Origin of the sequence: Vibrio satsumensis, from assembly GCF_050337435.1 — a bacterium.
Taxonomy (GTDB): Bacteria; Pseudomonadota; Gammaproteobacteria; order Enterobacterales; family Vibrionaceae; genus Vibrio; species Vibrio satsumensis.
This window is the reverse complement of record NZ_JAKJSX010000020.1, coordinates 1-20,545: the sequence shown is the minus strand read 5'-3', so window position 1 is coordinate 20,545 and position 20,545 is coordinate 1. Positions and strand designations below refer to the sequence as shown.

Annotated in this window: 22 protein-coding genes; 17 read left to right on the top strand and 5 right to left on the bottom strand. The window is 44.0% G+C overall.

Annotation, left to right across the window (positions count from 1 at the left end):
• Window positions 1-5: 5 nt before the first annotated feature.
• Both L4C44_RS21440 and L4C44_RS21435 read right to left on the bottom strand, forming a co-directional pair.
• Window positions 6-512 (bottom strand): hypothetical protein, encoded by a 507-nt coding sequence (locus tag L4C44_RS21440; protein ID WP_061019773.1) that lies wholly within the window; start codon window positions 510-512, stop codon window positions 6-8.
• Between the two features lie 139 nt (window positions 513-651).
• Window positions 652-1,785, bottom strand: a complete 1,134-nt coding sequence (locus L4C44_RS21435) for a flagellar assembly protein FlgT (protein ID WP_146492327.1) — start codon at window positions 1,783-1,785, stop codon at window positions 652-654.
• Window positions 1,786-1,977: 192 nt separating this feature from the next.
• On the opposite strand from L4C44_RS21435, the gene L4C44_RS21430 reads away from it, so the two are divergent.
• The gene (locus tag L4C44_RS21430; protein ID WP_004736167.1) at window positions 1,978-2,613 is read left to right on the top strand and encodes a FlgO family outer membrane protein; all 636 of its coding nucleotides are present in this window, start codon (window positions 1,978-1,980) and stop codon (window positions 2,611-2,613) included.
• Window positions 2,614-2,622: 9 nt separating this feature from the next.
• A complete protein-coding gene (flgP, locus tag L4C44_RS21425) occupies window positions 2,623-3,054 on the top strand; it encodes a flagellar assembly lipoprotein FlgP (protein WP_060983616.1) in 432 nt (143 codons plus the stop codon).
• Between the two features lie 294 nt (window positions 3,055-3,348).
• Here flgP and L4C44_RS21420 read toward each other — a convergent pair whose 3' ends face one another.
• The 3 genes from L4C44_RS21420 to flgA form a co-directional block, all read right to left on the bottom strand.
• Window positions 3,349-3,774, bottom strand: coding sequence for a flagella synthesis protein FlgN (locus tag L4C44_RS21420; protein ID WP_017064136.1), 426 nt, complete (start codon window positions 3,772-3,774; stop codon window positions 3,349-3,351).
• 62 nt (window positions 3,775-3,836) lie between these two features.
• Entirely contained in the window at window positions 3,837-4,154 is a 318-nt protein-coding gene (gene flgM, locus L4C44_RS21415) for a flagellar biosynthesis anti-sigma factor FlgM (RefSeq protein ID WP_146492325.1), read from the bottom strand.
• 178 nt (window positions 4,155-4,332) lie between these two features.
• Entirely contained in the window at window positions 4,333-5,079 is a 747-nt protein-coding gene (gene flgA, locus L4C44_RS21410) for a flagellar basal body P-ring formation chaperone FlgA (protein WP_146492324.1), read from the bottom strand.
• A gap of 77 nt (window positions 5,080-5,156) precedes the next feature.
• Here flgA and L4C44_RS21405 point away from each other — a divergent pair, with 77 nt between their 5' ends.
• The 15 genes from L4C44_RS21405 to L4C44_RS21335 all read left to right on the top strand — a co-directional run.
• Window positions 5,157-6,083: a chemotaxis protein CheV gene (locus tag L4C44_RS21405; RefSeq protein WP_048609568.1), complete on the top strand. Its 927-nt coding sequence runs from the start codon at window positions 5,157-5,159 to the stop codon at window positions 6,081-6,083.
• 11 nt (window positions 6,084-6,094) lie between these two features.
• Window positions 6,095-6,922, top strand: a complete 828-nt coding sequence (locus L4C44_RS21400) for a protein-glutamate O-methyltransferase (RefSeq protein WP_060983619.1) — start codon at window positions 6,095-6,097, stop codon at window positions 6,920-6,922.
• A 255-nt stretch (window positions 6,923-7,177) separates the two neighbouring features.
• Window positions 7,178-7,573 (top strand): flagellar basal body rod protein FlgB, encoded by a 396-nt coding sequence (gene flgB / locus L4C44_RS21395; RefSeq protein WP_004736175.1) that lies wholly within the window; start codon window positions 7,178-7,180, stop codon window positions 7,571-7,573.
• Between the two features lie 4 nt (window positions 7,574-7,577).
• Window positions 7,578-7,991, top strand: coding sequence for a flagellar basal body rod protein FlgC (gene flgC, locus L4C44_RS21390; protein WP_004736176.1), 414 nt, complete (start codon window positions 7,578-7,580; stop codon window positions 7,989-7,991).
• Window positions 7,992-8,008: 17 nt separating this feature from the next.
• Window positions 8,009-8,722: a flagellar hook assembly protein FlgD gene (flgD, locus tag L4C44_RS21385; protein ID WP_010439286.1), complete on the top strand. Its 714-nt coding sequence runs from the start codon at window positions 8,009-8,011 to the stop codon at window positions 8,720-8,722.
• Window positions 8,723-8,771: 49 nt separating this feature from the next.
• Window positions 8,772-10,076, top strand: coding sequence for a flagellar hook protein FlgE (gene flgE, locus L4C44_RS21380; protein ID WP_048609567.1), 1,305 nt, complete (start codon window positions 8,772-8,774; stop codon window positions 10,074-10,076).
• A gap of 253 nt (window positions 10,077-10,329) precedes the next feature.
• Window positions 10,330-11,079 (top strand): flagellar basal-body rod protein FlgF, encoded by a 750-nt coding sequence (gene flgF / locus L4C44_RS21375; RefSeq protein ID WP_060983620.1) that lies wholly within the window; start codon window positions 10,330-10,332, stop codon window positions 11,077-11,079.
• 21 nt (window positions 11,080-11,100) lie between these two features.
• Complete coding sequence (flgG, locus tag L4C44_RS21370) at window positions 11,101-11,889, top strand: flagellar basal-body rod protein FlgG (protein ID WP_004739713.1); 789 nt, start codon at window positions 11,101-11,103, stop codon at window positions 11,887-11,889.
• Between the two features lie 88 nt (window positions 11,890-11,977).
• The gene (flgH, locus tag L4C44_RS21365; protein WP_146492323.1) at window positions 11,978-12,754 is read left to right on the top strand and encodes a flagellar basal body L-ring protein FlgH; all 777 of its coding nucleotides are present in this window, start codon (window positions 11,978-11,980) and stop codon (window positions 12,752-12,754) included.
• 94 nt (window positions 12,755-12,848) lie between these two features.
• Window positions 12,849-13,940, top strand: a complete 1,092-nt coding sequence (locus L4C44_RS21360; RefSeq protein ID WP_017085296.1) for a flagellar basal body P-ring protein FlgI — start codon at window positions 12,849-12,851, stop codon at window positions 13,938-13,940.
• A gap of 10 nt (window positions 13,941-13,950) precedes the next feature.
• Complete coding sequence (gene flgJ / locus L4C44_RS21355) at window positions 13,951-14,868, top strand: flagellar assembly peptidoglycan hydrolase FlgJ (RefSeq protein WP_061019775.1); 918 nt, start codon at window positions 13,951-13,953, stop codon at window positions 14,866-14,868.
• Between the two features lie 209 nt (window positions 14,869-15,077).
• A complete protein-coding gene (gene flgK, locus L4C44_RS21350; RefSeq protein WP_146492322.1) occupies window positions 15,078-16,958 on the top strand; it encodes a flagellar hook-associated protein FlgK in 1,881 nt (626 codons plus the stop codon).
• 10 nt (window positions 16,959-16,968) lie between these two features.
• Window positions 16,969-18,159 carry a flagellar hook-associated protein FlgL gene (gene flgL, locus L4C44_RS21345; protein ID WP_146492321.1) on the top strand — a complete coding sequence of 397 codons (1,191 nt, stop codon included), beginning with the start codon at window positions 16,969-16,971 and terminating at the stop codon, window positions 18,157-18,159.
• 417 nt (window positions 18,160-18,576) lie between these two features.
• Window positions 18,577-19,713: a flagellin gene (locus L4C44_RS21340; RefSeq protein WP_146492320.1), complete on the top strand. Its 1,137-nt coding sequence runs from the start codon at window positions 18,577-18,579 to the stop codon at window positions 19,711-19,713.
• Between the two features lie 648 nt (window positions 19,714-20,361).
• Window positions 20,362-20,545: flagellin N-terminal helical domain-containing protein (locus L4C44_RS21335; RefSeq protein ID WP_479258379.1), on the top strand; the 184-nt coding region annotated here is incomplete at its 3' end.

Sequence of the window (20,545 nt, the reverse complement as noted above, 5' to 3'; positions counted from 1 at the left end):
TAAGCCTACTTCAGATCGATGCTGTTCAATCGTCCCATAAATATAAGTAGTTCAATTACGTCTTTGTGAGCATCAAGCAGTGCACGTTTGGTTTGGCTATAAGCGGCAAGTCGGCCGTGCTTTCTGATTGAACATACCTTGGTTTTGTACTTGTAGTCACCATTCTCAGAGAAGACGCGCCACTTAGCGATGTAGCACTCGTCGCGGTGCTCAGGATCACTCTGAGTTGGGTTAGGCTTAAATACAATCTTAGGCTCTAAACTGTGAGGCAGACGCGTCATAAGATAGGGCTCTCTGAGAACCTTAGGCCAAAATTTGCCCCAAAGCTGTCTACCCAGTTCGTCTCTTAATTTGATGGTTTTCTTTAGTGCCTTGTCTTCACCCATACGAACAAAGCCGACCGAACGGTGTAGCACCTTATCTTCGGGAGTATGAATGTGGATTTTAAAAGCGGTTTTGCCTTTCGAGATAAAGCGGTAACCGGTAGCACCAATTAGATTATTCTGACTCATAGCTTGCTAAGTGATGATTATATTATTAATAAGATTACGACAAATACCGTGAAACCGAAACAAATCCCCATGAAAAAAATAAAGCCTTAGTACTTTTGCTAAGGCTTTATTAGAAACTATGAGACGAGAGTGTCGCTAACTACATGATTTTTTGCATTACATCACCAATTTGAATGCTTCCTGCAAGGCTTGGTTGGTCGATCGTAAGTTCTGCTTCGTTCTCGTAAACACGAGAAACCGTCAGCGTGATGTCGCTTTGCGACACTTTATTGCGCGGCAAGCCTCGTTGGTCGATAAACGAACCTGTGTGCCATAGCTGCAGTTTGTCACCCTGTTGTACACCGTGCATTCGACCTAAATCAATGGTCACCGTGTTACCAAATACCGCTGCAACCTCTGGAAGCGTGATCTTACATGACACTTCCGATTCCAAGTCCAACATAATATTGCGGCTAACACGCAGCATCATACTGCCGTAGGTTGATGCCCAGAAACGGGCACTGCGGGTGTCGACTTCACTAGTCTTAGCAAATGGCCACTTTGCCACTTCACGATAGCTACGGTTGTAAACCTGATGTCCTGTTTTGCCATCGAAGACTTGCATCTCTAAAGCAAACTGACGATTGATGATGTCGTCTTTCAAAAGTTTGGACTCGATGGTCGCGGTTAAATCGGTAATATCGCCACCAATGATGTACTGCGCGCCAGTGTCTTGGGCGATCATTTTGATCACCTCAGGTCGACGTTTGTCGATGTCGTAATTGGTCGTGCCAACGGAAACAAAGCTGCGAGACTCTTGTGCTAGCTGTCGATCCACGACATGGCCAAAATCATCGCCAATATTATAAATTCTGCCCATTACCGCTTGTTGTGGGGAGGTCACATCAATGTTGCCGACCAAAAATGTCTTTTTATATTGGCTCTCATGGCAAGCATTTGCCGAAGGATAGATATCGATCCTTGCAGTGATCATTATATTGCCACTACGCTTTTTCTCTTTTTCTACCAAGATGTAGCGCACTTCGTGGTTGGTAAATTGATATTCCTTTTTCTTCCCATCTAGATACGGCGTGAGGTTGGCAATGCTGCCGATGTCGGCTCCTGAGAACTGAATAGCCTTGTATACTGCGTCTTCTAGTGCATGGATTCTTGCCGTCTCTTCTGACGAAACTATGGTTGCAGTACCGGTAACTTCATACCAGGAGGCATGAGCACTGAAGCTTATTGTTATCAGTGAACTTATTGAAAATAAGTAAGAAATTATTTTTTTCATCTATTCGTTACCAGTTGGGTATAAATATTGCTTAACAAATAACTATAAGCTTGAAGCTGACTTAAGTGCGATTTTCTTAATCTGAACCATTAATGAAAAGCAAAGACTGTTCCAACATTGTAATCCATTGAAAAGAATAATGGTGAGAACATATTGGAACAGGTAGCACTAAATATATCTGGAGATTAGAGAATGAAAAAATGGCTCGTAGTAATGAGTGTCATGTTACTGACATCATGCGCTTATTCGCCGATCTATAACGGCAAGTCTGAATATTCAGGCAGTCAGTTTATGTTGATGGACAGCCCTCGTCATACTATGGATTTTTTCGTGGAAAGTATGACTGAAGATTTGATCATTTCGAATACAAGTATTTCAGCTAGAACGCCGATAGCGATCACTTCGTTTGTTGATTTGCAACATATGGATACAACGAATTGGCTAGGAAACTCGGTATCAGAAGGCTTCATTCATCAGTTTCAGCGTCGTGGCTTCAAGGTTGTTGACTTCAAAACAACCGGTTCTATTCAAGTGACTCACCAAGGTGACTTTGCGTTAAGCCGCGATTGGAAAGACTTAGCTCAAGAGCAAGACGTTCAATACGTACTAACAGGCACCATGCTTCGACAAGAAGGCGGTGTGTTAGTAAATGCCCGTGTTGTTGGCATGCAAACTCGTATTGTTGTGGCGTCTGCACAGGGCTTCTTACCTGCGGATCGTATTGGCCGTGACCTAGATACTCTGAATAGTATTCGAACTCAAGATGGTGTAATTATTCGCTCTGATCCAACGATGACCCAGCCTTATACTGTCATTCTTCGCCCTTAGGAGTTCGAGATGAAGAAGTTAATATTTGTTGTTGCCGCTTTACTGCTTGTTGGCTGTCAACCACTGCAAAACATGAGGCCAGACGATTTCTTGGTTGCCGTTGGTTATGCAAGTATCAGTGAACAAAAAGGGCGCAACGACGAAGAGAAGCGCATCCGCGCAATGAGAGCTTCAAAAATTGATGCTTACCGTGAACTTGCTGAGCAAGTCTATGGTATGCGAGTGAGTGGTCGAGCAGAGCTTGAAGATCAACGCCTTGGTACAGAACGTACTTCTGGTGCGGTTGATGGTGTAATTCGTGGCGCAGAAGTAGTACGCAGTTACCCTGTAGGTGATAGTTATGTAACTGAGCTTCAGCTCGATATTCGTAAGATGGAACAACTACGTAATTACGGCGAAGTTCAGCCAGTACCTGAAAAGAGACAACAAACGCTGTTCTAGTTTCGGTGTTTGAATCGAATATTCAAAGATATTGGCTGTCACTCGCTTTCCAGATGGCGTATCGGCAACCAATAACTAATATCAATGTAAAAGCGGCAAGTATGAAAATACTTGCCGCTTTTTTGTTTATCGATTTTGTAGAGCGTTCAAAGGCTGATTAGGTGTTTTGATAAAAGATAATGATGGGAATAGTCTGAGATACAGATACAGATACAGATACAGATACAGATACAGATACAGATACAGATACAGGCAGAAGGTTAATAATGGGTATTACTGAAGAGGGAGGCTTAACTAGGCTTTTACATTGGTTCCCAGCGTAGAAATGGTATGTGTTTGGCCACCTGCATTGTAGGTCATGCCAATTTTACCGTGGCTTTGTTGCATCATATTGCTGAGCTTTTTGAAGCTAAGGTGCGCTCGATTCAAGGCTTCGCCATTAACAAGGTTCGCTTGCTGGCAGTCGTGCACTATGGACTGGATCTTTGTGACTAACTGAGCAAGTTCAGGATTCTCGGTCAGTTCTGAGATATTGGTATGGGCAGCGATTCGTTGATCGGTTGATCTTAGCTGTTCAACAAGAACTACTTTTTCTTTGGCGATTCGCTCAATATCATTGGATTGTCGGCTCGTGATCGCGGTTTTCTCTGAACTTAATAATTCAGATAAGGCTTTGGCATTTTGAAGTTGAAAATTAACTAAATCTGCTAGTGCCGCCATAACGTAAACCTATCAATAACCTCGTGTGCTTTAAGTTAACCACTTAATCTAAGGGTTAGTGCTTAAAGACCTTTTAATTCGTTTTCGAACTTGATCATGTTGTCAGCCAGTTTTTCTGGATCAACCGTGTATGAACCGTTCGCAATTGCTTCTTTGATCGCTGCCACTTTCACAGAATCAAAGCTTGGCTGTGCTGCCATGTCTTGATGGAGTTGACCAATCGCTTTGCCTTGTTGGCTTAGAGAAACCGCATCCTTGCTTGCTGGTGATTTAGTTGATACATCAGAGCGTGATGCCTCAGAACTAGAATCAGAGCGTACTGCTGATCGGTTAGTGGTCGTTAGGGATTGCCCTGAACGAATATTATCAATGCCTGCCATAGTTAAGCCTTTTTCTTCAAAAATGGGAACCTGTACAGTCAATATCGACCAAGGGTTCGAATACTTTAGCAATTTTTAGCTCAATAGTCGAAAAGGGACAAAACACCGCCGCCGTTATATTTGGCGTTAGAGTTGAGAGCAAAATAGCTAACGATACCGTCAATTTAGAAGTAGATAGTTAAAAGTAAACTGTGACTTCAGACATGCTGGTAACAATCCCCTCAATTATACGCTGTGATTTATCATTTTTCACTCTTACTTGATCGCCCATAGAGCCATCGGTAAGTGCTGTGCCTTTGGTGGTAATGGTCATGCCACCTTTTACTGCCTGTATGATAACCTTCTCGTTTCGGCATACGACACAGATATCGCCTCTTTCAACTACATCACCGGGTCTCAGGTTCTTTTTTACCTTAGCGCCGATAACTTGCTCTGGAGCGGTGAAACCTTGGCGACGAAATTTGTTAAGAGAAATCATCGCAGTGGTTACGTCGTATTGTCCGACGATTTCGCCTCTCGCGAGTGAGCGAGTGGTGGTAACAAGGGGCACTGACATCGAAAGACGCACGGGTACATAAACGCGCCATTCATCAGGAATACATTGCACTAAAACCGTAATACTGCTGCGGGTATTGGTGGTGGTTGAGGCGCTGGTCTCTAAAGGTGCTGGACAGTCTGTCGCTTTGATTCTTGAATCAACATTTGCTGAATTTACAAAGAGTTCACCGCCTTGTGGCTGCTCAACCGTATCAAGGATGTGTTGCTCTGCTGCTGACTGAATCATCTCAATTTGTTCTGGGGTCGCAGCTTGTACAAAAAAACTAAACAATATTGATAAAATGCCGATAAACTTAGCGACAGTTTTAAAAGTAGCTCTACACATTGCTATGGAAAGAGGTGGCAAATTTGTTTTATAATACGTCATTCCGTTTCTCTGGTGGTTCGTAGCCTGCAGTAGACTAACACTTTTTATACAAAAAAGTTTGATATGGAGATGAGCTCATGACGGGTATTCTTGATTCGGTGAATCAGCGTACGCAACTCGTCGGTCAAAACCGATTAGAATTACTAACCTTTCGCCTAATGGGGCGTCAGCGTTACGGCATTAATGTCTTTAAAGTAAAAGAAGTGCTTCAATGCCCTAAGCTGACAAAGATGCCAAACTTGAACCCACTGGTTAAAGGTGTAGCACATATTCGTGGCCAAACGATCTCTGTGATTGACTTGAGCTTAGCGATTGGTGGCCGTCCTACAACGGATGTTGAAAAGTGTTTTGTGGTTATCTCTGAATTTAACCGAACCATTCAAGGTTTCTTGGTAAGTTCAGTAGAGCGCATTATTAACATGCACTGGGAATCGATTCTTCCGCCGCCAGATGGCGCAGGTAGAGCGAACTACCTGACAGCGGTAACCAACATTGATAATGAATTGGTAGAAATTCTAGATGTTGAGAAGATTCTTGCAGAAATTTCTCCTGTTGATGAAACAATGGACAGTAAGATTGCTGAAGATATTGCGAAAGTCGAACAAGAGAAAGAACTGGTTCGCCGCATCTTGATTGCTGATGACTCGACTGTTGCTCGTAAGCAGGTTCAACGTGCTATTGAGTCGATTGGTTTTGAAGTTATTTCTGTGAAAGATGGTAAAGAGGCCTATGAGAAGCTGGTGCAGATGTCATCAGAAGGCAGTATTTACGATCAGATTTCATTAGTGATTTCAGATATCGAAATGCCAGAAATGGATGGATATACGTTAACTGCTGAGATTCGTCGTCACGCCGAACTTAAAGATCTATACGTAATTTTACACTCATCGTTGAGTGGTGTATTTAACCAAGCCATGGTTGAACGCGTAGGAGCTAACTCCTTCATCGCGAAATTCAACCCTGATGAGCTTGGTGCAGCGGTAAAAGCTGCGTTAACTAACTAAAAGAGACATTAATGACTGCTATAACAATAAGTGATCAAGAGTATCGCGATTTCAGCCGTTTCTTAGAATCTCAATGTGGCATTGTATTAGGTGACAGCAAACAGTACTTGGTGCGCAGTCGTCTAAGCCCATTAGTAGCGAAGTTTAATTTAGCTTCTCTATCTGATCTATTGAGAGACGTAGTAACAGGTCGAAACCGTGAGCTGCGTGTGGCTGCTGTCGATGCCATGACGACGAACGAGACACTTTGGTTCCGAGATACTTACCCGTTTGCTGTGCTTGCGGATAAACTTCTACCGGAAATAGCGGCAAATAAGCGTCCTATTAAGATTTGGTCTGCGGCAAGCTCCTCAGGTCAAGAAGCATACTCAATGGCAATGACGATTCTTGAAACTCAAGCTCGTAAGCCGGGTATGTTGCCAAATGTATCGATTACTGCAACCGACATCTCAGCAAGTATGTTGGATATGTGCCGTACAGGCGCGTACGACAACCTTGCATTGGGACGTGGACTTTCTCCTGAGCGTCGTCGTACCTTCTTTGAAGATGCGGGCGATGGTCGTATGAAAGTGAAAGATAACGTTAAGCGCATGGTGAACTTCCGCCCTCAGAACCTGATGGACAGCTATGCCTTGTTAGGCAAGTTCGACATTATTTTCTGTCGTAATGTGCTGATTTACTTCTCACCTGATATGAAGTCAAAAGTACTTAACCAGATGGCAAACAGCCTGAACCCTGGTGGTTACCTATTATTGGGTGCGTCTGAATCATTAACAGGCTTAACGGATCGTTTTGAAATGGTTCGCTGTAATCCAGGCATCATCTACAAATTAAAGTAATGAGTAGCACCAGTATAAGGTGCGACGTTACTGTTTAAATTCAAAACCCAGCCAAGTGCTGGGTTTTCTTTTGCCCGCTTAAGCTATATCTTTAAGTCAGAGTGACATTCCAATTTACTCTATTTTTTGGCTTGTATATTGCAAGTTTACCCACGAGTAACCTGTAAAAGTATAGATAGACCGCTTTGTTTTAAAAGTTGGTATATATATTGCTTTGGTTATTTCATAACAGTCAGTTCTTGAGTTGAGGTTTACATGGCTATTTCTTTTGACAATGCTTTGGGTATTCACCAGCACACAGTTGGTGTACGTGAGCGTAACGCTGAGGTGCTTTCCACCAATATAGCGCAAGCAAACACGCCTGGGTATAAAGCAAAGGGATTAGACTTTAAGAAATCACTGCAAGCGGCAAGTTCTGGGGCAAGCATTGGTCTTAGCCGTACAGATGGTCGGCACATTTCTGCCTCAACAACGGTGAACGGGGAAACGAAGTATCGAATTCCTACACAACCTGATACAGGAGATGGCAACACGGTTGATTTGGATTTGGAAAGAAACCTTTTCATGCAAAACCAAATTAGGCATCAAGCCTCTCTCGACTTCCTAGGAAGTAAGTTCAAGAATTTAACTAAAGCGATTAAAGGGGAATAATTAGATGAGCTTATTTAATGTATTCAATGTGACTGGTTCTGCGATGAGTGCTGAATCTGTTCGTCTAAATACGACCTCGAGTAACCTTGCGAACGCGGACAGTGTAAGTAGTTCTGCTGAAGAAACTTACAAGGCTCGTCACGCAGTGTTCGGCGCTGAGTTAAATAAAGCACGCAACAGTGGTCACACTGTGCCTGTGAAAGTCTTAGGTATTGTAGAAAGCGATAAGCCGCTAAGCGCGGAGTACAACCCGGATCACCCATTAGCAAACAACGAAGGCTACATCTACAAGCCTAACGTGAACGTTATGGAAGAGATGGCAAACATGATTTCGGCATCACGTGCGTACCAAACGAACGTACAGGTTGCTGACTCGAGTAAACAAATGCTGCTGCGTACGCTGCAGATGGGTCAATAAGGATAAGGAGGTAGCACATGGCTGGAATCAACAACAATGTTGGTCAAAGCGGCTTGTCCTATGTTGACCAGCTGAAGAGTCTTCAAGATGGCGCTAAGAAGCCCGACGAAACAACAGGTAAGCAGGATCTTAAACAAGAAGACTTCTTATCTTTGTTGACTAAGCAACTAGCACAACAAGACCCTTTCAAGCCGGTTAGCAATGACCAGATGATTGCGCAAATGGCTTCATTTGCGACCGTAGATGGCATTGGCAAAATGAATACACAGTTTGAAAGCTTGAATTCATCAATGACCTCTAACCAAGCACTTCAGGCATCCTCTTTGGTTGGTCGTGACGTATTGGTTCCTGGTGCGGCAGGTGTAAAACCTGGTGATGGCGGTATGGCGGCAATGGTTAAGCTTCCTCAGGCAATGGACAATGTAATGGTCCGTGTTGAGAACGAAGTTGGCCAACTGGTTCGCACATTTGATATCGGCTCTAAACCATCTGGTGATACACGTGTTGAATGGGACGGAAAAGACGAAGACGGTAACCCATTGCCGGCTGGTAAATATAACGTGAAAGCGTCGGGTTTACTGGATGGCGAGAACACAGAGTTTCAAGTTTCCAGTTATGCGAACGTGAACAGTGTGCTTCTTGGTAAGGGTGATGGCAACGTACTACTCAATCTGGCTGGTTTCACATCGCCAGTACGACTTGCTGAAGTACTAGAAGTTGGTAAAGCGTAGCTCTTTATTGAGTGACTATGCTAGCTAGATAGATTAGGAGAATATTGGAATGTCATATGTAGCTTTAAGCGGCCTATCCGCTGCACAATTAGACCTGAATACAACCAGTAACAATATTGCGAACGCAAACACGTTTGGCTTTAAAGAGTCTCGTGCAGAGTTCGGTGATGTTTACTCAAACTCGTTGTTTACTAACGCAAAAACGACGTCAGGTGGTGGTGCGCAAGCTAGCCAAGTGGCGCAACAGTTCCACGAAGGTTCAAGTATTTATACCAACAACCCAATGGATTTGCGTGTAAGTGGTACAGGTTTCTTTGCAGTATCGAAAGATCGCATGGTGCCAGAGATTAACGAACTAACGCGTAATGGTGCATTTCACCTAAACAAAGACAACTATATGGTTACGGCTAATGATGAGTTTCTTTTAGGTTACGATGTTGATCCAAACTCGGGTGAAGTTCTTTCTTACGCGCCAAAGCCTCTCGACATTCCTGCTGAGTTTGGTAAGCCAAAACAGACAGAAAACATTGAAGTAGGGGTCAACCTTCCTGCAAATGGTGATCTTAAAGACCCGGCTGCATTTAACTACCAAGATGCTGATACTTATAACCGTGCAACGTCTTCGACGGTATACGATTCTATGGGTCAGTCTTACAAGTTAACGACTTACTACCTCAAAGACCAGACTCAACCAAACACTTGGCAAACGTACTACACTATGTCAGATGAGAATGGTGAGAAGCCATTGAACATTACTGGCGGTGATGCGACGAATGCAACTGGTCATGTTGGTCACACAATGAAGTTCAACAATGACGGTACGTTAGCAAGCCTAAACAGTGGTCAGCCAATTAACTCTGATCCTCTAGGTGCAGGTGCGAACCCAATTGACTTGAACGGTGCCGATCCAACACAGGTGCTTAAGTTTGGTCTGGATTCTTCAACTCAGTTTGCTGCTCCGTTTGAATTGACTAAGTTTGATGAAGATGGTGCGACAACAGGTTTCTTAACCAAAATCGATTTCGATGAGTACGGCAGTGTTCTGGGTACTTACTCAAATGGTGAAAACGTGATGCTTGGCCGTGTAGGCTTAGTTCGTGTACCAAACGAGCAAGGCCTGGATAAGAAAGGCGGTACTCAGTGGGATTCTACTAACGACTCTGGTGATAAAATCTGGGGTGAATCGAACAAAGGTTCATTTGGTAGCATCAACAACGGCTCACTAGAGCAATCGAACATCGATATGACTCAAGAATTGGTTGATTTGATTTCTGCTCAACGTAACTTCCAAGCGAACTCGCGTTCTCTAGAAGTACACAACCAACTGCAACAGAATATTCTTCAGATTCGTTAATCGTTTCGAGCGTTTGAATCATCTGCGAATACCCAATTCAATGTTATTGAATTGGGTATTGTTGTTTGTCTTCTTATTTGCCGCCCCTATTGCCGCACGGTAATGCCACTGGCAACAATTCTTCCTGAATGATCCTTTAATGATCACCGCTCCTTGTTCATTTTCTATTTAAATTATTGATAAATAACAGTTAAAAATATTGGCACAGTGTTTGCTTTATTAGCTCCAGAAGATGATTTTTTGGAGCAAAATTATGGATCGCGCACTGTTTCTTGCCATGAGTGGCGCTAAGCAAAATATGCAAGCTTTGCAGCTACGTGCAAACAACCTTGCCAACGTGAGTACAACGGGTTTCCGTGCTGATTTGGCACAAGCGCGTTCAATGCAAGCGTATGGTGAAGGCATGCCTACTCGTGTTTTTAGTATGACAGAGCGTCCGGGCCATAATTTCTCGCAAGGTAGTGTGGTTACCACTGGCCGAGATCTCGATGTTACCGTTCAAGGTGATGGTTGGATTTCAGTTATGGATAACACCGGCCGCGAAGGTTTAACACGTAACGGCAACCTTAAGGTTGATCAAAACGGTTTGCTAACTAATGCAAGTGGCCATTTGGTGCTAGGTGAAAACGATGCGCCAATCACACTGCCCATCCCAATCAGTAAAGTAGAAATTGGTACTGACGGTACGATTTCGGTGATTCCTCAAGGCGCTCCAGCTGAAGAATTGGCCGTAGTTGATCGTATTAAGCTTGTACGTCCAGACAATCAAACTTTGTTTAAAGATACGAATGGTCTGTTCCGTTCGAAAAACCCAGATCAGGCATACGAAGCAGATGCAGCAGTAACGTTGCTAAAAGGTGCTATCGAAGGCAGTAACGTAAATGCCGTAGGTGAAATGACCAGCTTAATTGACTTACAACGTCAGTTTGAAATGCAGGTCAAGATGATGAGCACAGCAGAGGAAATGGACAAGTCGTCTGATTCACTGCTTCGTATGAGCTAATAGAATTTAAAGGAAATTGCTATGCATCCAGCATTATGGGTAAGTAAAACAGGTTTAGACGCCCAACAAACCAATATCTCAACGATTTCGAACAACCTTGCCAACGCCTCGACCATTGGTTTTAAAAAGAGCCGCGCGGTATTTGAAGATCTGTTCTACCAGAACATCAACCAACCGGGTGGTCAATCGTCTCAGAACACTGAGCTGCCAAGTGGTTTGATGTTGGGTGCTGGTTCTAAGGTGGTCGCAACTCAAAAAGTGCACACCCACGGTAACGCACAAACGACATCTAACAGCTTAGACATGATGATTGAAGGCGACGGTTTCTTCCAAGTTGAGATGCCAGACGGCGAAACAGGTTACAGCCGCAATGGTCAGTTCACGTTGAACGGTGACGGCGCGATCGTAACGTCGGGTCAAGGTTACCCTCTACAACCAGAAATCGTGATTCCTGAAGACGCGATCTCGGTAACAGTAGGTAACGATGGTGAAGTGTCGGTTCGTCTACGTGGTGAGCAAAACAACGTCGTGGTTGGCCAAATCACTATTACTGACTTTGTAAACCCAGGTGGTTTAGAGCCAGTAGGTCAAAACCTTTACTTGCCAACTGGCGCGAGTGGTGACCCACAAGAGGGTGTTCCGGGCTTTGATGGCTTAGGTAATATCCGTCAGTCGATGCTAGAAACATCGAACGTGAACGTAACCGAAGAGCTGGTAAACATGATTGAAGCTCAGCGTGTATACGAAATGAATTCGAAAGTTATCTCGTCGGTAGACAAGATGATGAGCTTTGTTAACCAACAGCTGTAATTGGTTTTTTAGCCGTTTACTTTTTTAATTAATAGATCTATTTCTGCTGATTAATCCATTGACCACTGCCTGCTGAGAGTATATCGCCATGAAACGTATTTTTTGTTTAGCTCTATTTATGTCTATGACGGGTTGTGCTGTACTGGACCCGATTGAGACTCCGGCAGAAGAAAATGCAACCACAGTGGTTGATGCTGTGGAAGGTGATAAGTCGGCGCAAGAGAGCTCAGGCATTATCGACACGCTTCGTGGTCGCACCGATCCAATTGCTGGTGACCCTGCATGGGCGCCAATCAATCCCAAGCAGAAACCAGAGCATTACGCAGCGGCAACGGGCTCACTGTTCAATGTGAACCACATTGGCAGCATGTATGACGATTCAAAACCTCGCGGCATTGGTGACATCATTACTGTAGCGCTAGATGAGAATACTCGTGCGACCAAAAAAGCCAACGCGGACATGTCTAAGTCGAATGATGCATCGATGGAGCCATTGGCCGTTGGTGGTCAAGAGCTGACTATCGATAAGTACAACTTTTCTTACGATCTGAGCAACACCAATACCTTTGCTGGTGACGCATCAGCCAACCAAAGTAACAGTATCAGCGGCTACATTACCGTTGAAGTTATTGAAGTTTTAGCCAACGGCAACCTAGTGGTTCGTGGTGAAAAATGGATGACATTGAACACAGGCGATGAGTATATCCGCCTAAGTGGCACTATCCGTCCAGACGACATTGATTTCGAAAATACCATCGCTTCAAACCGTGTTTCTAACGCACGAATTCAGTACTCGGGCACGGGCGTGCAGAAAGATATGCAAGAGCCTGGATTCTTGGCACGATTCTTTAATGTATCTCTGTAGAGCTTGAGAGGGCGACGACATACTGACAGCCTCTATCACTTAGCCATATTTAGCTAAGCTATTATAAATTAAAGCAATACAGACAGGTTACTCAATGAAAAAACTAACACTCGTACTATTCGGCATGCTATTTCTTGCCACAAGTGCCCATGCTGCGCGTATCAAAGACGTGGCAAAAGTGGCGGGTGTTCGTAGTAACCAACTTGTTGGCTACGGTTTGGTGACCGGCTTGCCGGGTACTGGTGAGACAACTCCCTTTACCGATCAAACGTTTAACGCGATGCTGCAAAATTTTGGCATTCAATTGCCGCCCGGCACGAAGCCAAAAACGAAAAACGTAGCGGCGGTAATTGTTACCGCTGAACTTCCAGCCTTCTCTAAGCAAGGTCAGGAAGTTGACGTAACCGTTTCTTCTATCGGTTCAGCAAAAAGCCTTCGTGGTGGTACCTTGCTACAGACCTTTCTGAAAGGTCTAGACGGTCAGGTGTATGCTGTGGCGCAAGGTAACTTGGTAGTAAGTGGCTTTAGTGCTCAAGGTAATGACGGTTCGAAGATCGTTGGCAACAACCCAAACGTAGGTATCATCTCTAGCGGCGCGACGGTTGAACAAGAGATCCCAACCCCATTTGGTCGTGGTGACTACATCACCTTTAACCTAATCCAATCCGATTTCACAACGGCTCAGCGTTTGGCTGACGCAGTTAATAATTTCCTAGGCCCACAAATGGCGTCTGCGGTAGACGCGACGTCAGTAAAAGTTCGTGCTCCTCGAGAAATCAGCCAACGTGTCGCGTTCTTATCGGCTATCGAAAATATTGAATTCGACCCTGCAGAAGGTTCTGCAAAAATCATTGTTAATTCTCGTACCGGCACCATTGTGGTTGGTAAGCACGTACGCTTAAAAGCGGCGGCAGTAACACATGGTGGTATGACGGTTGCAATCAAAGAAAATCTAAATGTAAGCCAACCGAATGCATTCTCTGGTGGCCAAACGGTAGTGGTTCCTGATTCTGATATCGAAATCACGGAAGGTGATGGCAAGATGTTCAAGTTTGAACCTGGCCTAACGCTGGACGATTTGGTCCGCGCAGTTAACGAAGTGGGCGCGGCGCCTTCAGATTTAATGGCAATCCTTCAAGCACTGAAACAAGCGGGTGCGATTGAAGGCCAATTGATCATTATCTAGGGAATAAAGCATGATTAAGAATAATAATGATATTGGTTTTATCCACGACATCGGTAGCCTAGATCGCCTTCGTCAACAAGCAGTAAACGGTGAAGAAGGTAGCGAGAAAGAAGCATTAACCGCTGCTGCGAAACAGTTTGAATCGATTTTCACCTCGATGTTGTTTAAGTCGATGCGTGATGCGAATTCGAGCTTTAAGTCGGATATGCTGAATAGCCAGAACGAGCAGTTCTATCGTCAGATGCAAGATGACCAAATGGCGAGTGAGTTAAGTGCTTCAGGTTCGTTAGGTCTTGCGGATATGATTGTGGCTCAGCTAAGCGCTGGTCAAGCAAGCGATGCGTCTGAAGAGAAGGTTCGCAGTGAAGGCTTTGATGCTTCATTGCAAAGGCCGCAATACTCAGGCCGTTCGGAAGAGCGTGCGTCAGACGTTCAATCTGCGCAAGCAGCAAAACAGCCAGTATCCTTTGATTCTCCAGAATCGTTTGTGACCTCAATGAAGCCTTACGCTGAAAAAGCGGCAAGTGCGCTTGGTGTTGATTCATCACTCCTATTGGCACAAGCTGCGCTTGAAACAGGTTGGGGTTCTAAAATGATTAAGAACTCATTGGGTAACAGTAATAACCTATTCAACATCAAAGCCGATAGAAGTTGGAAGGGCGATAAGGTTGCAACTCAAACTCTCGAGTTTCACGGTAAAACTGCCGTTAAAGAGTCGGCTTCATTCCGTTCTTACTCAAACTTCGAAGACAGCTTTAACGACTATGTGAAGTTTTTGAATGAAAACCCAAGATACGAAACGGCATTGCAGCATCAAGGTAACTCAGAGAATTTCATCAAAGGTATTCACCAAGCTGGTTACGCAACTGACCCTAACTATGCAGACAAGGTTTTGCGAGTGAAAGCTAAGATTGACGAGATGAACTAGCGTTATTGAATGTACACTGGAGCTTGCCTTTGGCAGGCTCTTTTCTTATCTATCACCTCAAATTTTGCTGCGAAGTCTGTAGTTATCTCCTTACACTTCAATAAATTATTGTCTTTTAGTTCTTCGCTGTGTCTATTGGCACATATATTGCTTTTCAAACTGGTAGTTAATCAATTTATCCTGATTTTGTTAAGTTTTTTGGGGGCATTATGGCGTCGGATCTTCTGAATGTAGGGGCACAAAGTGTTCTTACTGCTCAGAGACAGCTAAACACCACAGGTCATAACATTTCTAACGCCAACACAGAGGGCTATAGCCGCCAATCTGTGATTCAAGGTGTGAATGACCCGCGTCAGTACGGTGGCCAAAGCTACGGTATGGGCGTGCATGTGGAAAATGTTCGCCGCTCTTGGGACCAATTTGCCGTCAACGAACTTAACTTATCGACAACCAATGCCGCCAATAAAGGCGACACCGAAGCTAACCTCGATATGCTGTCGAGTATGCTGTCATCTGTTGCTTCGAAGAAGATTCCAGAAAACCTTAATGAATGGTTTGATTCGGTTAAAACATTAGCCGATACACCGAATGATGTCGGCGCTCGAAAAGTTGTATTAGAAAAGGCTGGGCTACTTAGTAAAACGTTAAATGAATTCCATGAAACGGTTCGCCAACAGTCTGACTCTACCAATAAAAAATTAGATATGGGTATCGAGCGAGTTAATCAGCTTGCGTACGAGATCCGTGATGTTCAACGTTTAATGATGCGGACTCCTGGGCCTCATAATGACCTACGAGATCAGCACGAAAAGTTGATTAATGAGCTTTCTGGTTACACCAAAGTAACGGTGACACCACGCTCAAATGCCGAAGGGTTTAATGTCCATATTGGCAATGGCCATACCTTAGTCTCTGGTAGTGAAGCAAGCCAATTAAAAATGGTTGATGGCTTACCCGATGCACATCAGCGTCGCCTAGCGATTGTTGAAGGGAAGTCTTTAAAACCGATCACCAGCAGTGATATCGACGGAAAAATCGGCGCCATGCTAGATATGCGTGACGAACACATCCCGGCAATCATGGATGAACTTGGTCGTTTAGCGACCGCGTTTTCATACGAGGTAAATGGTCTTCAAGAACAAGGTTTGGATCTCAACGGCAACGTAGGTAAGAACCTGTTTACTGATGTTAACTCTGAGCTGGTGGCTAAATCTCGTGTCACGGCTAGCGGGCAATCGAAAGCAGATGTTGCGGTATATATTGATGATACCTCTGCCTTAAAAGGCGGTGAGTATGGTCTGAAATACGATGGCAGCGATTACGTGGTGACTAAGCCGAACGGTGAGACCGTGAAGATGGCGACCGACTCTAGCGGCAACGCTTTTTATCTTGATGGCATGCGAGTGGAAATTCGTAATCCTCCTGAGCTAGGAGAGAAACTGTTACTGCGTCCAACGCGTAATTTTGCTGCTCAAATGCAGATGGAAACCAAAGATCCGAAAGACATTGCCGCGCAAAGCTATGAGGCATCGACCACTTTTGCCAAGGGCACTGCTGGGTTCAAAATTCTAGCGGCCGGTCAATTGCGTGAGTTTGAAGTGGTTGTATCACCAAAGGGGGAGCAATTTGCGGTTACCGATCCTAAGGGCAACATCTTGATGCAGCCTCAACCGTATCCGCCTGAAGGCCCTGTGACTATCAATGGAACAACGTTTGAGCTAACACCAGGCGCTGTGGCAAATGATAAATTTACGGCAAACCTTGTCCCATCAGAAGGTGACAACGGTAACCTGCGTAAGCTGCAAGATCTTCAAACAGGAAAGCTTTTGAATGATGGTGAGTCTACGATTTTAGACCTTTACCACAACTTGAATACCAATACGGGCTTGAAATCTTCAACGGCAAATCGTTTGAGTGATATTGCGACGTTAGAAAAACAGTCGGCTCAAGAGCGTATTGCTTCTATCTCGGGAGTAAACCTCGATGAAGAAGCGGCAAATATGATGAAGTTTCAGCAAGCGTATATGGCTTCTTCACGCATCATGCAAGCAGCCAACGATACGTTTAACACTATTTTGGCTCTGAGATAGGAAGGTATAAATGTTGAATCGTATCTCTAGCTTCCATAATTATCAGTCAGTACAAAATGACTTGCGCCGCCAAGAGAACAAGGTGCATCACAACCAAGCGCAACTTGCTTCAGGTAAGAAGTTACAGTCGCCAAGTGATGATCCATTAGCGACGCACTATTTGCAGAACATAGGTCAGCAGTCAGAACAACTTAAACAGTATGTAGATGCGATTACTCTAGTAAGAAATCGTCTTGAACATCATGAAGTATTAGTTTCTAACACTGAAGGCTTTGCTGATGAAGCAAAACGAACCGTGATGGAAATGATCAACGGTGCGCTTTCTCCAGAAGACCGTTTAGCCAAGAAGCGTGAAATTCAAGAACTGGCGAATAACTTCCTTCATTTAGCCAACTCTCAAGATGAGTCGGGTAACTACACATTTGCGGGTACTAAACCAAAGAATCAGCCTTTCTTTCGAGACAATCAAGGAAACGTGACTTATCAAGGTGATGACTACCAACGCAAGATGCGTGTGGCAAGTAGCTTTGAAATGGCAATGAATGATCCAGGCAGCAAGATGTTTATGGAAATAGACAACCCATTTGGTGATTTTGAGCCTCAGTATGACCTTGAGCCCGCTTCAGAGCTATTGTTAGAGCGCGCAACGAACACAACTAAAGATTCATCAACGTACAAGGTGACGTTCGTTGATATGCAGACCGGAAACTATGCCTACCAACTTGAAAAAGATGGGACCGTCGTCGCCGCGGAAGATTTTGATCCTTCGACAGGTATTGTCTACGAAGGGCTGAATATCCAACTTAAAGGCCAGATCACGAAAGGTGATTCGATCACCTTAGAGCCGAGAAAGACATTCTCTATCTTTGATACGTTTAAAGAAGCCGCTGAACAGGCTGAAAACCCAGTATCGGATGCATCAGCTACGGCGAAATTGCACCAAGTAACCGAAGAGTTTCATGCCGCGTTTATTCATTTAACCAAGGCAAGAACCGATGTTGGTGCACGTTTAAGTACGCTGGATATTCAAGAGCAGCAACATGAAGATTTTAAGTTGTCTTTAGCGAAAGCAAAAAGCAACTTTGAAGACTTGGATTACTCGAAAGCGATCATTGAGTTCAATGAAAACTCTCGAGCACTACAAGCTTCTCAACAAGCGTTTGGCAAAACCAAAGACCTGACCTTGTTTAACTATATTTAATGATCAATCGGCATTTAATGGTGACTTGTCGATCACCATGGGGTTGATTCCTTGCCGTATGTGCTATGCCATACGTGCGAATGACGCCATAGTTTGCCGCTTTTTTGTACGAAGCATGATTTTTCTAGAATAGCGGCAAAAAACGGCAATAAGGAAGGTGAATGTTTTTACCTTCTAATAGTAGAAAATCATAATTGCGCAGTGTTGTTTGTAAGTTTTTGATTTTTAGATAATTAAAAAATTATTTATATGAGATTAAACTTGGCATACAACTTGTATCTGTTTTGGTTATAAATGATTAATACAGATCTTAAACCTTGTATAGGTTTTATCGAGTAATACACGGTCAGTGCTTATCCATATGAGAGTAAAGCTGGCCGCTTCGCAGAAAGCTTGCGAACTCATAAGGAGAGCAAAATGGCTATTAATGTAAGTACTAACGTATCTGCTATGACAGCACAGCGTTACCTGAATAAAGCGTCGAATGACTTAGCGACTTCAATGGAGCGTTTGTCATCGGGTCACAAGATCAACAGCGCAAAAGATGATGCTGCAGGTTTGCAAATTTCGAACCGCTTAACAGCTCAATCTCGTGGTCTTGATGTAGCAATGCGTAATGCCAATGACGGTATCTCAATTGCTCAAACCGCTGAAGGCGCGATGAACGAATCAACCAACGTATTACAACGTATGCGTGATCTAGCGATTCAATCATCAAACGGTACTAACTCTCCAGCAGAGCGTACGGCACTGAATGAAGAGTCTATGGCACTTCAAGATGAGCTTAACCGTATCGCAGAGACAACGTCTTTTGGTGGCCGTCGTCTATTGAATGGTTCATTTGGTGAAGCATCGTTCCAGATCGGTTCTAACTCTGGTGAAGCGATGATCATGGCTCTGACGAGCATTCGTGCCGATGATTTCCGCATGGGTGGTACAACGTTTGATTCTGAAAACGGCAAAGATAAGAGCTGGGAAGTGCCTGCACAAGCTCGTGATCTTAAGTTCGAATTCAAAACCAAAGCGGGTGAAGATATCGTTTTAGATATCAATACCAAAGCGGGTGACGATATCGAAGAGCTTGCTACTTACATCAATGGTCAATCTGATCTTGTGAACGCATCGGTTACTGATGATGGTCGCATCCAGCTATTCGTTGCTGAACCAGACCTTGACGGTGCAATGTCTATCTCTGGTGGCCTAGCGTCTGAGCTAGGTATTAAGAGTGAAGGCCGTGCTACCTCTGTTCAAGACGTTAGCTTAACCAGCGTTGCGGGTTCACAGAACGCAATTAGCGTGATTGATTCTGCAATGAAGTACGTGGATTCACAACGTGCTGATTTGGGTGCAAAACAGAACCGTCTAAGCCACAGTATTAATAACTTGGCAAACGTACAAGAGAACGTAGACGCTTCAAACAGCCGAATCAAAGATACGGACTTTGCGAAAGAGACGACGCAAATGACCAAGTCACAAATTCTGCAACAAGCAGGTACTTCAATACTTGCTCAAGCAAAACAGTTGCCTAACTCTGCGATGTCATTATTGCAATAGTTATTGGTTGAACTTGCTGCTCGTGTTCAGACGTGAGCCATGCAGCAAGGGAAACTGGCAAGCATACTTACTATTGAGTGTTTAGCTCTCTCATCTCTCACCTGCTATCCATTTTTACAGTAAGAATGCAACGGCAAGTCGGAAATGTGTTCATTTCTCGATGATCTCCACACAGGCTCTGACGCGCCAACTAGCCCCGGTTCTCTCAAAGGAAAAGGGGCTTTTTCCTTTCTGTATTTCTTGTTTTTGCTATTTATTTTCCTACGAATTTTCTCGCTCTACCTTTCTTAGAGCTCTATTTGACTGTTCTTGGTCACGAAAAATAATTTCGCCTATTGCACAAGATTTGTCTACCCCAGAGATCTTTGGCGATTGATCATTTCTCCACCTTGAGCAATTTAGACGGCGATTCGTACGTTTTTCAAACAGGTTAAGATCTTTTCTCAATTGAAATCTATCGCTGTATTAGAAAATGCTATAAATTAAGTCATTGATAAATATTAAATTAATAAATTTTTTGTGGTTTTTTGAAAGTTTTTCTAAAGCTTCTGATTTTCGCGCCGTTATTAAAAGTAACTTTGAGAGAACTACTTGGTTTTCCGAGACGTCGGAAACCGCTATACCGGAAAATCAATTGGAGAAATCACCATGGCAGTGAATGTAAATACAAACGTTTCAGCGATGACAGCGCAACGTTACCTAAACAACGCAAACAGCGCACAACAAACATCAATGGAGCGTCTAGCTTCAGGCTCAAAAATCAACAGCGCAAAAGATGACGCTGCGGGCCTACAAATCTCTAACCGTTTGAACGTTCAGAGCCGCGGCCTTG